Here is a 14,710-nt window from a genome sequence, read left to right on the forward strand (position 1 = left end):
GTTCTTGTTGTTCTTGTTGTTCTTGTTGTTCTTGTTATTCAGTTCAGGTCGATTTGCTGGCCGTTGATGACAATGTGGGTACCCTTGATATTGATGACCCCGTCAGCGCCGATGCCAATAAACCCCTTGTCAGTGGCTATCAGGATGTCCCCCTTCTGCGACTGGATAGCGATGTTGTTTTTCACCTGAAGGCTGTCGTTGTCATCCACGACCGTGTTGCGGTTTTTGGTCACGGCGATACTCTGCTGCCCCTGGATTTCAGTGGACTGGTCTTTCACTACCGATACCGCCTGATTGCCACCGACGCTTTCGGTGTGATCAGCGGTCACAGTCGTACTACGGTTATTCAACACCACGGTGTTCATGTCTTTCTGGGCATGGATAAACACCTCTTCCTGCCCGGCCTGGTCTTCAAAACGCAGCTCATTGAAACCCGCCCCCTTGTGCGTTGACGTACGCAGCGAGGTGCGTGTCTTGTTCGCTGGCAGTGGATACGGCGACGGATTGGTGGCATGGAAAGTTCTGCCTGTCACAATAGGCTGGTCCGGGTCACCTTCGAGGAAGCTGACAATGACCTCATGGCCGATACGCGGGATGGCTATCAGGCCATATTGGCCGCCCGCCCAGCCCTGGCTAACGCGTACCCAGCAGGAGCTCTGGTCGTCGCTGGAGCCATAGCGGTCCCACGGGAATTGCAATTTGATGCGGCCATATTCGTCACAGTAGATTTCCTCACCAGCGGGCCCCACCACGGTGGCAATCTGCGGACCATCCACCATCGGTTTGTACGGCAGGTCGGCACGCCAGGTGCTTTTGGCACTCATCACCTCGAAGCTGTTGCTGTAGGTGGTCGGTTCACCGCCGCTTTCTTCTTCCAGCGCCTGCGGCTGTTGCCCGCTGTGGGTGATGGCAACCAGTTGCCAGCCACTATTCAGCGTCGGATTAGGATGTTCGGTTAAGGTGAAACTGCTGCCGGGCATCAGCATGGCGGCATTGGATTCACCCGAGCCGGTCATGGCGTTCGTGCGTAACGCATCCAGCCGATAGCCAGTGAAAGCCTTGCCGCTCGGGTCTTGTTTAAAACGCCCGGGATAATCGAAGTGCTGATAGCTTTCACGCTGGTTCGCCAATTCGCCGCTCATCTTGCTGTGCAGCAGGCCGTAGGCGGGGGTTTTGAAGCTGTAATCCTTGAGGGCGACTTCGGCGGTACTGACGGCTTCGGCGTAGCGGAAACGGCGGACATACTCGCCTTCGCTCAGTCCCTGCGTGGCGAGGTTGAAGAATAGCTCAGGGCCTTTGCTGAGCGCCCCGGCATCATCCGCAAAGACGACGCGGTGCTTGCCGTCTTCAAACTCATGGAAGAAGTACAGCCCTTCTTCCGCGGCCAGACGGGTGACAAACGCCAAATCACTTTCGCGATACTGTACGCAGTATTCGCGCGGGGCGTGGTCGTGACGCAGCGCAAAGGCATAATCGGTAATGCCAGACTCTTCCAGCAACGTACCGATAATGGCCTCCGGCTTTTGTGCCTGAAAGATACGAGCATTGGTACGCAGCCCCAGCCGCCACAGTGCTGGGCGAACCTCTGCCTGATAGCGTGTGCGGCGAAAGCCGGTGTCGCCCTGTGCGAAGGCACTGATAATCCCGCTGACGCGCCGTTTCAGTTCGCCTTCGTACCACACCAGCAGCTCACACGGCTGGTCGAGCACGGCGCCAAAGTCGATCCCCGGTAGGGCACTCGCCAGATTCAGCGACAGGGCAAATGGCTGGTTAAGGGCCTCGCTAAGCTGAAAATCCACCACGGCAAAGGTCGAGGCGGGTAATGCACCGACCTTTACCGTGAACTGTAATCCTGTACTGTTTGCCACGTTTATTCCCTCGCTTCCCGTGATGAACACCGTGTTGTCTGCACTCAGGTCTGGGAGAATCAGACCTCAGGGCAGTGCACGCAGAAAACCCGGGACAAGCCCGGGTAAAAAAACAGAAAGACTACGCTTCGACCGGTGTACGCCAGTCGTCAGAGCCGGAGGTACCGGCAACCGTGTGTTCCCAGTCAACCTTGCGGTAGGCCAGCGACACTTCGATTAACTGGGTGTAATCCAGTTTGGACGGGTCCTGGCAGTGCGGCATCTGGCAGTTGATGTCGACGATGGTGGCGTCGGTCAGCACAGTAGAGAAGAAGTGCTCCTGCTTCCCTTCAACCGACGTGCGGTACCACTTCAGGGTGACGGTCGGCAGCATTTCACCGGAGGCCAGGGCGTTGTACATCAGCGGAACCGCTTTGTTCAGCGCGACAGTGAACTTGAACGGCTTGTGTACGCGCTGGCCGGATGGCTGACCAGACTGTGGGTCGGTTGGTACGGTGACGATGTGTTTGAATTCCTGCACCAGCATTTCATCTTCGTGGCCTTCCACATAGATGTTGCCGACAGAATCAGACGTGAAAGCCCCTGCGGTGATGTTGCCCTGCGTTTTACCTTCGATGCTGATATAGCATGGAGTTGGCATAGTTTTGCTCCTTGTTGTTGAACGTGATGAGTAACTTCACGCTCCGCATAGCAATTCTCATGCCAACTTTTATCTCATTGTTTTTACTAAATAATTACTTAATCCAAATTTTCCCTAAGCAAAATTTGAGCAAGAAGTTGCGCAGACCTCGTGAAAAAACGGCATCCATTGCGCAAAAAGTGATTTACACCAGAAAGTGAGCAAGAAGTTGCGCAGAATGCGCAGTTATGCTGAAAGTTTGAATTAGGAATATGAGATGACCATCTCTTTGAAGAAAATGATCGATTAATTTCTGTCTATCGCCTTTATCAGGGCATTTATTGTCTGCATCCTCATTGAAACTTGCAGATACAGAACCAGCCAATTCATCCACTATTTGATTTGAGAATGCTGCAAATTTCACTTATCTTAGTTATGCCTTTGGCAAAATCCATTGGCGGGGATTTGCAGCCCCAAACCATGTTTCCCATCAGCGTTCACGCGCTGGTGTGCTTGAGTACGTCTGTTATGGCGGTTCAGGCAGGGGAGGATTCGTCCTCGCCGGAACTTGGAAACATGGCCGGTACTGCAAACCCTGTCTGAATCGCCACCAGCAGTAAGACTCAGGGTTAATTCTATGATGATGAATAAGCAGGACTGGCACAACGCCGATATCATTGCAGGCCTTCGTAAAAAACACACCACACTGGCTGCTCTATCCCGACAAGCAGGACTCAGTTCCTCTACCCTCGCTAACGCACTAACGCGATCCTGGCCAAAAGGTGAACGACTGATAGCAGATGCGCTCGGTGTGGAACCTGCTGAGATCTGGCCCAGCCGGTATTTCGATGACGATGGCAATAAACTGGAAAGAAAAACCAGAAATCGTTAATTCATGATGCTATTAATAAAAATTAGCTGACGAACCAAAAATTATCCGCTTCGCTAGGGAAGCGGATAAAAAGCATAAATCTGCACACTATCAAGCAATATGCACTGGAAGTATCTGGCCCTATGTCATAGCCCCAGCCAAAACAGTTGTTTCTACTACTATGATGCTTAAGAGCATCGTTCTGCATAGTGCAACCTCTGAGTTGCTCTACCATCAACTTCCCGATGTACATATTCTCAACTAACTGAGTGATTCCCCTTCGCTTCAGCAATCACGGCCTTCTGTATTAGCGGAAAGCTATGAACATGCTATCTGGCCGGAACCGTTCTGATAGAAGCGCTTACTGCAACCTTGCTATAGCTTTAAAATAAGTCCATAATGAAGTCCACTAGTTATACTAGTGACAAAATAAATTTTGTTAAATCAAAGAGTCAGATACTGGATGTTAGTCCACTCGGTCGTACCAATTCATATTCTGTAAATATTACCCTACGCCCGTAGGTTAATGAATGTGAGTTGAAATTCTCCCTACTCATGTCTTGTTAGTTTCATCTAATTCAAACTAAATCCAATGACTTTAAGTACATATTTAAGTCCATTTGAATGCGGATGACTTCGGTTCCAGATTGTTACTGTTAAGCAATACCACCGAGAACCAAAATTCAGCTCTGATCCTAATCAGGAGCGATGATAGTGGTACTTTCTGCTATAGCTGTTCGCCAAGCAAAAGCAATTGGTAAAGCCTATACACTCCCAGATGATAATGGCCTTTCCCTTTCGGTCTCGCCAAGCGGTGGGAAATCTTGGCATTTCCGCTATTACTGGCTAGGTAAACAAAAGCGCCTATCTCTTGGCACCTATCCCAAAGTGTCACTACAAGAAGCTAGAAACATGTGGGAAGAGATCAGGCGGACCGGTACTAGAGCATGGACTTCGTGGCTGATAATCTGTTCAACGGACGTCGGAGCCGAGCGTTAACTGTAGTCGATAATTTTAGTCGGGAATGTCTGGCGATCCAAGTTAGCCAGAAACTGCATGGGAATGATGTAGCCACGGTGATGGAGTATCTAAAGCCGTTACAGAAGCGCGTACCGGGACAGTTGCAGACCGAGAACGGCGTGACAATAGTCTTCCTCCGGTCCGGCAATCCGACAGATAACGCGCTGATAGAGTCGTCTAGCGGCAGTTTTCGAGATGGGTGTCTGAACATCCACTGGTTCCTGCCACTGGAAGATACGCAGGAAAAGGCCAAACGCTGGCGACAGGAATATAACCAACAAAGAGCGTATTCCTCATTAAATAACCAGACTCCGGCGGAATTTGCTAGGAGTCTTAAAAGGCCCAGATCCCTGATTTAATCTGTTACTGATATTACATATATATCATATACTTAAAATGTTTAAACCATGAGGATTTTATTGATCATTAAACATAGGGGTTCTATATTCACTTGACATTTCATAGTAATCATAAAACCTACCTCTAACGAGCACGAAAAAATAGTCGACCTATCGACACAGAGAATACACGTATAAATTATAATTTAGTTTTCAAGGCCATCGAGCGGGCAAACTATTTCATCTTTTATTGCCTCTAAATCAGCGTTTTTAAGGAAAAAGTAAAATGTAGAATCAACAACCTTTAGTAATCTAGAGTTTGAGTCATAAGCTATTACTGGAGGATTAATTCCTCTAATCGCTTGAAAATCTGTAAGCCCTTTAAGGACAGACGTTAGTTGAGGCCCTTTCAACTCATCTTTACGATGATGTAGCTTTTTTATTGCATGCATGATGGATTCTTTAGTAATACCCCCATTAAATCCATCATATCCTATACTGAGAATATGCTGGACTATATAATAGTGCAAGAAATAAGGAAGAGGTTTATCTTTCTGGATAACAGAACCATTACCTGCAGCTATAGACTCTAAATTCCTAAGATGTCTACCTGAATACTCTTCTGTTTTCTGTACTATAGCCCGATTTAATGCATTCATGTCCTCAAGAAAAGAATTACCTGCTTGTTTACTTTCTATACCATTTTCTTGACAGGTGGTTTTTAATAACTCTTGGTATACACCAACACTACTAAATGCATTATTAATACACTCCTGAACAATCACCGTTGCAAATGTTATATTTAGTAGAGGTTCGCCTTTCTTCGCTATCTTCACAAAATCGTCTGATTCCCATGGTTCTACCGGAACTTCATAAACTCTATCCTGAAGCTCTCCATTATATTGGGACAAACGATTTGCCTCTTTCCAAACACCTAATATAACAAAACGAACTTTTAGATCTTGAAAAGTTCGCAAGTCATAAGCAAATGTCCTCTGTAGATCTTCAGGTAGGTAATGAAAATTTTCTAAAATAACTACTTTCTTTTGCCCTGTTCTATGCATTAAATCTGCAACATCATTAGGGAGTTCCAAGTTAAACTCAATTTCTTCGTATTTATCTTCTAAATTATTAAAGTTCTCTTTGTCGATTCCAACATCCACTTTCCCCTTCAATACTAGTGCAACTGCGCCTTGTATAGATGCCTTAGCCCGTATTTTTGTTTTATCACCAGTTCCTTCTGTAAATGAAGTTCTTAATGTCACCCCTGATTTTCGCAGCATTGATTGATAAATATCTTTTAATGTACTTTTAGGTGACAGGCTAATTAAAATATTTTCAGAATAGTCAATATATTTCTTAACTAAAGCTGTTTTACCTTGTTTGGACGCACCATACACTATGATTTGTTTATCCGTTCTTAGCGCATCTTTAAATTTGTCATCTACCTTAGGTCTTTCTACATAGCTCGCTACCTGTTTCCCTGTAACACCAAAAATTTCTTCTAATTTCATTATTTTTCCTAATGCTTAATTATTCGATTATGGAGGAGCGCAGCCATAAAACACAAAGAAAACATCAAAAAACGACATAGCCGCTTTTCAATCACTAAGAATAAATACCTAAACAATCATTCTTCATGCATGATTATTTTTAACAAACCAAGAAAAAAAACACAACAAATATTATTTTGTGAAAAATCTTATAAATAAATAGCAGGATTAGAAAAACAGATTTTAGGCTTTCATAAATAAAACATAAAAGAAGCAATTTTATGGCCCCCACCATCCCAAGACATGACGAGACACCAACCTGCTTGTGTGACGATTAAACCGTAGTGCTGGTTTATTTCACCTATTTTTTGACGTTAACCCGCCCTGATTAGGCGCTGCTTTAGACAGCCTATTGCGCCAATGCCCGATCGATATAGCGGGTAAACTGTTGGTAGAGTTTCCCGGGTCGCGTCACGCTGAGCACGAGCTGAATCGCCGGAACGCTGGGAGTGCCATCTTCCGGCTCCAGAACATACAGCGCGTCGGACAGCGCGCTCTTCGGCAGTAAACCAATCCCCAGCCCCTTTGCCGCCGCGCTGCGGATATTATCGAAAGATCCGCTCACATAAGAAAAGTAGTATGGGCGTCCGACATGCTCCAGCGCAGAAACCGCGCATTTCCGAATCACACAGCCATCAGGAAAAGTGACGAGAGGGACTTCATCCATTTCACTGAAATTCACCGCACCGGAACTGACCCAGTGAAGAGATTCAACCCGCAAGATTCTTTCTGTTTCAGAAATCAGCGGCTGTCCCGCCAGCCCTTTGAGGATCACGACATCCAGGCGTTGCTGGGCAACCATCGAAGACAGCACGGTCGATGACGCCGCCGTGATTTCCACCCTTAATTCAGGATTCTCCTCAAGACATAGCGAAATGATTTCGTGCAGATTCTTAACTTCGAAATCATCTGGGACGCCGAGCGCTACGCGGCCTGTCATCGGCGACTTCTGCAATGCGCCGATGGCCCGATGCGTACGTAGCAGGATGTCACGCGCGGCAGGCAGCAGCTGTTTCCCTTCTTCGGTCAATCCGAGGATGTGTCCCTGACGCCGTTCGATGAGGCGACAACCGACATCCTCTTCCAAGCGTTTCAGGCCAGCACTCAGCGTTGATTGCGTCCGTCCCAACTCTTCACCCGCGCGTCCGAAACCACCGCACTCCGCAATGGAGACAAAGATACGCAGCTGCTCCAGCGTGATACCACGCCCTTCTATCCGCTCGACCTGTGCTCGCACCGTTATCCTGACCTCTTGAGATTATCGTTATTGATTAAATCAATTATGAACACATCATAATTCATTTAGTGATTTATGAAACACCCCGCAAAATCCACGGGTCGATATCTTCAAAAATATAAAAAAGAGGCCCATCTATGTTCTTGATTGTCATCCCCTTATTTCTGGTGATTCTCGTTGGCTACGTTTATGGAAGATCAAAACCCGACAGCGGCCAAGCAGATAAGTTAATCAACGACTACGTCCTGTATATCGCGCTGCCAGCCTTACTGTTCATTGCCGTGGCGCGTGCCGACACCGGCGATCTGAAACAGTGGGGCTTTATGCTGTCAACGCTGATCGGAATCGCAACGTCCTACATGCTTGCCACATTGCTGGCGAAGCGCATGAGGATCGGACTGCCCCACTCCTCCCTTCTTAGCATGGGCGCGTGTTATGGCACCACGGGATACATGGGCGTGCCGATGTTGATTTCAGTCTATGGCGAACAGGCGGCACTCCCCGCAGCGATGGCAACCATTCTGCACAATATCCCCGCCATCATGGCCGTGATCGTCAGTTGGGATGTGTTTTCTACACGAGCGGCAGACGCAAATACGCGACTGATTCACAGTGTGGGAAACTCGGCGCTAACGACCGTGAAGAATCCATTAACGATCTCGGTGCTTGCCGGTCTGGCTTTCGTCCTGCTCGACATTCAGATCCCCGTCGTCATCGAATCCTTTGCGCACTTTCTGGGCAATGCTGCGGGCCCCACCGCGCTATTTGCTCTCGGGCTGGGCCTTGCCAGACTAAAGGTAAAAGAGCACCTGAACGTCACGGTTAGCAAAACGGTACTACCGATGGTTGTGCTAAAACTCGTGATACACCCTGCCATCACGTTCGCGATAGCCGTCTATGTATTCGGGATGGGTCACTCTCAAGGGATCTGGCTGGCAACCGCCGTGGTCATGGCCGCGCAGCCAATTGGCGCTGGTGTGTATGTGTTTGCTAAGAAGTATCACTATCAGCAGGATGTGATCGCGTTATCGATCATCGTCTCGCTACTGCTCGCACTCGTCACGATTCCCGCAGTATTGAGCCTTTTTCCGCCTCCGTGAATAACCGTCTGGGCTTCTGGCAATGATGCGGAAGCCCTATTCACACCTCTGTTTTAGCAACCAGCAGACTACTGGCCTCGCGTTTCCAGATACAACACCGTGGCGGCGACGCGGGAGCGTACGTTGAGTTTGCGCAGCATGTTGCGGATATGCACTTTTACCGTCTCTTCTGAGATATAGAGCACACTCGCAATTTGCTTGTTGGATAGCCCAGAGGCCACCTCCTGCAACACATCCAGTTCGCGCTCCGTCAATACGGTAAAGGGCGACGGCGTGTCCTGTATAGCGATACGGTGGCGCAGCACGTCCCGCACCTGCTCGCTGAAGGCATCACCGTTACGAATGGCCTCCAACAAGTGTTCTGGAGCGCTGTCTTTAAGCAGATAGCCATCGGCACCCGCATCCATCAGCGCATAAATATCGCTGGGCGCATCGGAGACCGTCAGCACAATCACACGGGCGCAGATCCCATCGCGCCGCAGCGCGTGGAGCGTATCCAACCCGCTCAATCCTTTCATGTTGAGATCGAGCAAGATGATATCGGGTGAATCCCGATTCGCGAGGCTCAGCGCCTCCATGCCGTTGCTGGCTTCCCCGATCACATCAAAAATGTCATCGGTTGCCAGTAACTGACGGATTCCCCGGCGCATAAGCGGATGATCGTCAACGATCAAAACACGATAAGATGGTTTTTCTGACATGCCCAGCCCCAATGTAATATGGATCTTATTATTTTATTTATGATTATGGTCTATGATTTATCGCCGTCATACTTCAAGCAGCCTGTTTCCCACTCGACTTATTCCGGATAGAGATTGTTCGTGTTGTCGCGTTCACGCGCGGTCGTCGGCGTCGAGAAACAGACGCTCACCTGCGTTCCCCCTTCAGGGTGAAGGCCAATAGAGAGCTTTCCTCCTAACCGTTCGGCGCGCTCCTGCATAATGTTTAAGCCGTAATGTCCCGCAGGTTCCTCCTGACTGATAATGCCACAGCCGTCATCACGAATATCAACACAATGACGACCATCGGGCTGCGTACGGCAGTTGACGGTAATCGTCGTCGCCTGCGCGTGTTTAATGGCATTCAGCACCGCTTCACGGATGATTTGCAGCAAGTGAACCTGCTGTGAGGCATCCAGCGCCTGCGTAGGAATCCGGCAATCAATCGTGATGGTCGCCGGGGTCTGCGCGCGCAGTGGCTCAATCATTTCCTGCATCGCCGCTGGCAAATCGGCCTGCTGTAGCGTCAGCCGGAACGTGCCCAGCAGTTCGCGCAGTTGGCGATACGCATCGCTGAGCGCCTGCTCGAAATCGGTGATGATCTGCCGAGCCTGCGCATTTTCTTCCGCTACCGAACGCTTTAATAACGCCATCTGGATATTCAGATAAGAAAGCACCTGAGCCAGTGAGTCATGCAGTTCACGCGCGATAGTGGCACGCTCTTCCATCAGTAACAGCTGCTGATAGTGCTTCTGCGCCTGATTAAAATAGAGCCCGCGACCCAGCATAGTAGCGACGCTTTCCATCAGCTGCGCCGACGGCTGCTGCGTTGATGCCTGCCAGCGCAACTGTCCAAACTCGACCTCTTGCAAACGAATGGGCAAAGCCTGCCATGCAGTCTGCTCGTCCGGCTGGCCTTCACATAACCGCCAGTTTTCCCCGACCCGCATTTCCAGACAGTCGACCGTTTCATAGCGGCGAACAATTTGCAGAATCTGCTGAAAGCAATGCCTGTCTATCGTGCTGACGTTCATCGCCTGAGAGCAGTTGTACAGCACCTTCAGCATGCGGTTCACTTCCTGCAAGCGCAGCGTTTTCTGCCGTACCTTATCTTCCAGAGAGCGATAAAGTTTTTGCAGCTCGTCAGTCATACTACTGAAGGTTTGCGCCAGTAAACCCAGTTCGTTAGGCAGATTGACGTCCAGCCGCGAATGGGTAAAACGCCCCTTCTCAATGGATGCACAGGCCGCCATCAGCTTATTCAACGGCACGACCACCTGACGACGAATGCGACGCAGCGTAAAGAAGATCAGTATATAGATAGTGATCGAGCCAATTATTGATGTCACAACGACTATCATCATCTTGCGTTCGGAATAGTGCTGCAACGCCAGCACAAAGAGATCGATCTGCGTAACATAGCCGACAATATTGTCCTGATACCACCCCCGATCCCCCGCGCTCAGGCGCTCATCCATCGTTTTCCAGCTCTGCAACAGCGCGGCATAACGATCGCGCACATCGCGCGGCACATACCAGCGATCGAGTAAGTGAAAAACTGGCGAATCCAGCGTTTGCGCATAGAGGCGGCGATGCGGTTCTAACGCTGCACGATCACCCTGTAGGTCATATCCCATACGGTAGCTTTGCATACGCATGGAACCGGCCACGTTGATCGCTTCCGCATCGCGTAAACCGCTGGCTAACGTCAGCAGCGCAATGCCCGTCGTCAGGAATGAAAGCAGCGCGATATAGAAAAACGCGCGCGCCAGGCTGGTAGAAACAGGACGTTTGACCATCACAGCGAATAATCCTCTTTGGCATCACACCTACTCTAAATAAGTAGATCAGCATTTCAGCGTACTATCACGATCCCCACACGCTCCCGCAAGCCAATGAGACGCGAATCCCACATAAGCTTGATCCGGCACCACCATTTACCTCTAAAGGGTGATTATCGCATACACCCCAAGAGGAATAGTGTAACCCCTACAAAAACAGCGTGTTTTTATTGGATATTTCATTGAGCACCAGAGCGACAAACAGCCATGACTAACCTCTCCCGGCGTTCCCTACTGACTGGTGGCCTACAGCGGGCAGACAACGCATTGCGTCCGCCGTGGATCTGTGCGGAAAGCCAGTTCCTGAGCCAGTGCACGCGCTGCAACGTCTGCATTGATGCCTGCGGTTCGGGGATTATCCAGCGCGGTTCGGGCGGTTTCCCCACCATTGACTTTCAGCGCGGCGAATGCACGTTCTGCTACGACTGCGCACGTGCGTGTCCACAAGCGCTGTTCGCGGAGAGTCATACCTCGCCGTGGGAATACCACCTGACGATCCAGGATGCCTGTTTATCACTGCATCAGGTGGAATGCCGCAGCTGTCAGGATACGTGTGAAACCGGGGCGATACGGTTTCGTCCCGCCCTCGGGCGCGTTGCCGCACCGTCAATCGACAACGACGCCTGTACCACCTGTGGCGCATGCATTTCCGGGTGCCCTGTCGGTGCCATGTCGATGAAAAAAATCACCGCGGGATATCACACCGCGCCAGCGCGTCTTCCGACGCAACAGGAAAACCGATGAGCACAGTCTGGCATGTTTGCAGTGTAGTGGTTCACGTCAACCCGTCGCAGTTGGCGGCCGTTGCCGAGGTGCTATCGACGCAGCCCAACGTCGAGGTGGGTGCCAGCGATAGCGATACCGGAAAAATGGTCGTGGTGCTGGAGTCAGATTCAGAAGACACGCTGTTAAAACAAATAGCGTCAATACGCGAGCTTACAGGCGTACTGGCGGTTTCGCTGGTTTATCACCAGCTTGATGAACCGTCTTTCGATGAACAATCTTTTGCTTTCGATGAACAACCTCTTGATCAACAAGCTCAGGGTGAGGAAATACCATGAAACTCAGTCGACGACACTTTATGAAGGCGAACGCGGTCGCAGCGGCAGCCGCAGTCGCAGGCATCACCATACCCACCGCGGTGCGCGCCGTGACCGAACAGTCAGAGGCTATCCACTGGGATAAAGCCCCCTGCCGCTTCTGTGGCGTAGGCTGCGGTGTACTGGTCGGGACGCAAAACGGCCGCATCGTCGCCAGTCAGGGCGATCCCGAAGCGCCGGTTAACCGCGGATTAAACTGCATCAAGGGCTATTTTCTGCCGAAAATCATGTACGGACAGGATCGCGTGACCCAGCCTTTGCTGCGTATGCGCGACGGAAAATTCGATAAGGAAGGCGAATTTACTCCGATCTCCTGGGATCAGGCGTTTGACATCATGGCGGAAAAATTCAAAACCGCCCTGAAGGAGAAAGGTCCGAACGCAATAGGGATGTTTGGCTCTGGGCAATCAACGATTTGGGAAGGCTATGCGGCCGCCAAACTGTTCAAAGCGGGCTTCCGTTCCAACAATATTGACCCCAATGCGCGCCACTGTATGGCATCGGCGGTCGTCGGTTTTATGCGTACCTTCGGTATGGATGAACCGATGGGCTGCTACGACGATATCGAGCAGACCGATGCATTTGTGCTGTGGGGCTCCAACATGGCGGAGATGCACCCGATTCTCTGGTCGCGTATCACCGACCGCCGCCTGTCGAACAGCAATGTTACGGTCGCCGTGCTGTCCACCTATCAGCACCGCAGTTTTGAGCTGGCGGATAACGGTATGGTGTTTACGCCGCAAACCGATCTGGCCATTCTCAACTATATCGCCAACTACATTATCCAAAACAATGCGGTGAACGAGGCTTTCTTTACCCGCCACGTGAACCTGCGCCGAGGCGTGACCGATATCGGCTACGGGCTGCGTCCAACGCATCCGTTGGAAAAAGCGGCGAAAAATCCGGGTTCCGATGCGTCCGAACCTATGAGTTTTGAAGAATACAAAGCCTTTGTCGCCGACTATACGCTGGAAAAAACGGTCGCGATCAGCGGAGTTCCCGCCGACCAGTTAGAAGCGCTGGCAAAACTCTACGCCGATCCGAAAAAGAAAGTGATCTCCTACTGGACGATGGGCTTTAACCAGCACACGCGCGGCGTTTGGGCGAACAATCTGGTTTATAACATCCACCTGCTAACGGGCAAGATCTCTCAGCCGGGCTGCGGGCCGTTCTCGTTAACTGGTCAACCGTCTGCCTGCGGCACCGCGCGTGAAGTCGGCACCTTCGCCCACCGCCTGCCTGCGGACATGGTGGTAACCAACGAGAAACACCGCGCGATAGCGGAAAAACTGTGGCAGCTACCGACAGGCACCATTCCTGAAAAGATCGGCCTGCACGCCGTCGCACAAGATCGGGCGCTGAAAGACGGCACGCTGAATGCCTACTGGGTGATGTGTAACAACAACATGCAGGCCGGCCCGAACATCAATCAGGAGCGTATGCCGGGCTGGCGCGATCCACGCAACTTCATCGTCGTATCCGACCCCTACCCGACCGTCAGCGCGCTGGCTGCCGATCTGATTTTGCCGACTGCAATGTGGGTAGAAAAAGAAGGTGCCTACGGCAACGCCGAGCGTCGGACGCAGTTCTGGCGTCAGCAGGTTAAAGCGCCGGGCGAATCAAAATCGGATCTGTGGCAGGTCGTGAGCTTTGCCAAACGCTTCGCCATCGAGGAAGTGTGGCCGGAAGAACTCCTGGCGCAGAAACCAGCTTACCGTGGCAAAACGCTCTACGACGTGCTGTTTGCGAACGATGTCACCACACGCTTCCCGCTCAGTGAATTAGCGGAAAATCAGTTGAACGATGAATCCCGTGACTTCGGTTTTTACCTGCAAAAAGGCCTGTTTGAAGAATACGCCGCGTTTGGCCGTGGACACGGTCACGATTTAGCACCGTTCGATGACTACCACAAAGTGCGCGGACTGCGCTGGCCGGTCGTTAACGGTAAAGAAACGCAGTGGCGCTACAGCGAAGGGAACGATCCTTACGTCAAAGCGGGAGAAGCCTACCGTTTCTACGGCAAACCGGATGGCAAAGCGGTGATTTTCGCGCTGCCGTACGAGCCTGCCGCCGAAGCGCCGGACGACGAGTACGATCTCTGGCTCTCCACCGGCCGCGTACTGGAACACTGGCACACGGGCAGCATGACGCGCCGCGTACCGGAACTGCACCGCGCCTTCCCCGAAGCCGTGCTGTTTATGCACCCGCAGGATGCCAAAGCGCGCGATCTGCGTCGCGGTGAGAAAGTCCGCATTATCTCGCGCCGTGGTGAAGTCGTCTCGATTGTTGAGACGCGCGGTCGTAATAAGCCGCCGCGTGGGCTGGTGTATATGCCGTTCTTCGACGCCGCGCAGATGACCAACGTCCTGACGCTGGATGCCACCGATCCGCTGTCGAAAGAAACGGACTTTAAGAAATGCGCCGTCAAGCTGGCTAAGGTATAG

13 protein-coding genes and 1 pseudogene are annotated in these 14,710 nt (G+C 51.0%); 7 read left to right on the forward strand and 7 right to left on the reverse strand.

The window, feature by feature from the left end; translation table 11 throughout:
- Positions 1-38: 38 nt before the first annotated feature.
- The 3 genes from NXT09_RS05615 to NXT09_RS05625 form a co-directional block, all read right to left on the reverse strand.
- Positions 39-1,868 (reverse strand): type VI secretion system Vgr family protein, encoded by a 1,830-nt coding sequence (locus NXT09_RS05615; protein ID WP_039503426.1) that lies wholly within the window; start codon positions 1,866-1,868, stop codon positions 39-41.
- Between the two features lie 121 nt (positions 1,869-1,989).
- On the reverse strand, positions 1,990-2,508 hold the full coding sequence (locus NXT09_RS05620; protein WP_039503428.1) for an Hcp family type VI secretion system effector: 519 nt from the start codon (positions 2,506-2,508) through the stop codon (positions 1,990-1,992).
- 184 nt (positions 2,509-2,692) lie between these two features.
- The gene (locus tag NXT09_RS05625; RefSeq protein WP_043885390.1) at positions 2,693-2,911 is read right to left on the reverse strand and encodes a hypothetical protein; all 219 of its coding nucleotides are present in this window, start codon (positions 2,909-2,911) and stop codon (positions 2,693-2,695) included.
- A 213-nt stretch (positions 2,912-3,124) separates the two neighbouring features.
- On the opposite strand from NXT09_RS05625, the gene NXT09_RS05630 reads away from it, so the two are divergent.
- The 3 genes and pseudogenes from NXT09_RS05630 to NXT09_RS05640 all read left to right on the forward strand — a co-directional run.
- A complete protein-coding gene (locus tag NXT09_RS05630) occupies positions 3,125-3,379 on the forward strand; it encodes a helix-turn-helix domain-containing protein (RefSeq protein WP_039503430.1) in 255 nt (84 codons plus the stop codon).
- 687 nt (positions 3,380-4,066) lie between these two features.
- Complete coding sequence (locus NXT09_RS05635; protein ID WP_441844233.1) at positions 4,067-4,357, forward strand: Arm DNA-binding domain-containing protein; 291 nt, start codon at positions 4,067-4,069, stop codon at positions 4,355-4,357.
- A pseudogene (locus tag NXT09_RS05640) lies at positions 4,303-4,737 on the forward strand (integrase core domain-containing protein); the annotation flags it as partial. The gene NXT09_RS05635 and the pseudogene NXT09_RS05640, both read left to right, overlap by 55 nt.
- Positions 4,738-4,922: 185 nt before the next feature.
- On the opposite strand, the gene NXT09_RS05645 reads toward NXT09_RS05640, so the two are convergent.
- Positions 4,923-6,230, reverse strand: a complete 1,308-nt coding sequence (locus NXT09_RS05645) for an AAA family ATPase (protein WP_268579096.1) — start codon at positions 6,228-6,230, stop codon at positions 4,923-4,925.
- Positions 6,231-6,618: 388 nt separating this feature from the next.
- Positions 6,619-7,506 carry a LysR family transcriptional regulator gene (locus tag NXT09_RS05650; RefSeq protein ID WP_268579097.1) on the reverse strand — a complete coding sequence of 296 codons (888 nt, stop codon included), beginning with the start codon at positions 7,504-7,506 and terminating at the stop codon, positions 6,619-6,621.
- Between the two features lie 137 nt (positions 7,507-7,643).
- Between NXT09_RS05650 and NXT09_RS05655 the strand changes: the two genes are divergently transcribed.
- The gene (locus NXT09_RS05655; protein ID WP_268579098.1) at positions 7,644-8,606 is read left to right on the forward strand and encodes an AEC family transporter; all 963 of its coding nucleotides are present in this window, start codon (positions 7,644-7,646) and stop codon (positions 8,604-8,606) included.
- 68 nt (positions 8,607-8,674) lie between these two features.
- Here NXT09_RS05655 and narP read toward each other — a convergent pair whose 3' ends face one another.
- Both narP and narQ read right to left on the reverse strand, forming a co-directional pair.
- A complete protein-coding gene (gene narP / locus NXT09_RS05660) occupies positions 8,675-9,307 on the reverse strand; it encodes a nitrate/nitrite response regulator protein NarP (protein ID WP_268579099.1) in 633 nt (210 codons plus the stop codon).
- Positions 9,308-9,405: 98 nt separating this feature from the next.
- A complete protein-coding gene (narQ, locus tag NXT09_RS05665; RefSeq protein WP_268579195.1) occupies positions 9,406-11,124 on the reverse strand; it encodes a nitrate/nitrite two-component system sensor histidine kinase NarQ in 1,719 nt (572 codons plus the stop codon).
- A 249-nt stretch (positions 11,125-11,373) separates the two neighbouring features.
- Between narQ and napF the strand changes: the two genes are divergently transcribed.
- From napF to napA, 3 genes are read left to right on the forward strand one after another with little or no spacing between them, the layout of a single operon-like run.
- On the forward strand, positions 11,374-11,910 hold the full coding sequence (gene napF, locus NXT09_RS05670; protein ID WP_268579100.1) for a ferredoxin-type protein NapF: 537 nt from the start codon (positions 11,374-11,376) through the stop codon (positions 11,908-11,910).
- On the forward strand, positions 11,907-12,227 hold the full coding sequence (gene napD, locus NXT09_RS05675) for a chaperone NapD (protein WP_268579101.1): 321 nt from the start codon (positions 11,907-11,909) through the stop codon (positions 12,225-12,227). The genes napF and napD overlap by 4 nt, the downstream gene beginning before the upstream one ends.
- Entirely contained in the window at positions 12,224-14,710 is a 2,487-nt protein-coding gene (gene napA / locus NXT09_RS05680) for a nitrate reductase catalytic subunit NapA (protein WP_268579102.1), read from the forward strand. Before napD ends, napA begins: the two co-directional genes overlap by 4 nt.

It is taken from the genome of Pectobacterium jejuense, assembly GCF_026800125.1.
GTDB classification, from domain to species: Bacteria; Pseudomonadota; Gammaproteobacteria; order Enterobacterales; family Enterobacteriaceae; genus Pectobacterium; species Pectobacterium jejuense.